Source organism: Neobacillus drentensis (assembly GCF_036965425.1).
GTDB lineage: Bacteria > Bacillota > Bacilli > Bacillales > Cytobacillaceae > Neobacillus > Neobacillus drentensis_F.
Map to the genome: position 1 here is coordinate 558 of NZ_JBALPP010000081.1, position 342 is coordinate 899.

1 protein-coding gene is annotated in these 342 nt (G+C 33.9%); it reads left to right on the forward strand.

Translation table 11 applies throughout. From position 1 onward, the window contains the following. Window positions 1-294, forward strand: a 294-nt coding sequence (locus tag V7161_RS19320; RefSeq protein ID WP_335714541.1) for a hypothetical protein, incomplete at its 5' end; no start/stop codon positions are given. Window positions 295-342: the final 48 nt, after the last annotated feature.

Consider the following 342-nt stretch of genomic DNA (forward strand, 5'->3'; position numbering starts at 1 on the left):
AAAAAAGATTATCAAATTAAAAACAGATTCTCAAAAGAATTAGTGTCGGCTACTTTCTTTGCTCCTTTTGACAAATGTGTCGAGCCTTATATAAGAGTAGCAACCAGTGACTATTTAGAATTACTTGAGAAGAATGGGAAAGATAATGCACTTGCGGCAATTCTTGGTTCTGTCGCTCACGAGTTGGGGCATTATTATCAATTGGTTGATAACCTTGAACTAGATGAAGAAGGTGCAGAAAATAATAAAGATTATTTGATTGATTTGTATGCTCAGACAAGAGAACATCCATAAAAAACTTTTGTCTTTCTTATTAAACTACGGGGTGCAAGAGTTAAAGAT